Raw genomic sequence first — 281 nt, forward strand, 5'->3', positions numbered from 1 at the left:
CTTTCCTCGTTTTCGAGCTTGCTCCATCCCCAAGCAAACGAATCATTTCACCGAAGTAACGAACTTGGACAAATTTCACACGGAATGAAAAGTAGAGCCCTAACCCAATTAACATCGCAATAATGACATATGACCAAAGGACATTATTTATATCCCCAATTACCTTAGCTAAAAAATCCATAATTGTATTGCCCCCTCTTCCTAACAATAAGAAAATTATATTCTAAAAACTTTTAGTAATCAAGAATTTTCGACAAATTCATGTTAGTTTTTATGACATG

General features: G+C 34.2%; 1 pseudogene. It reads right to left on the reverse strand.

Features of this window, described 5'->3' with window-relative positions:
• Positions 1-181, reverse strand: a pseudogene (locus tag MR113_RS27690) (sodium:alanine symporter family protein); the annotation flags it as partial.
• Positions 182-281: the final 100 nt, after the last annotated feature.

The sequence above is a fragment of the Bacillus cereus group sp. BfR-BA-01379 genome (assembly GCF_022663605.1).
Classification (GTDB): Bacteria; Bacillota; Bacilli; order Bacillales; family Bacillaceae_G; genus Bacillus_A; species Bacillus_A mobilis.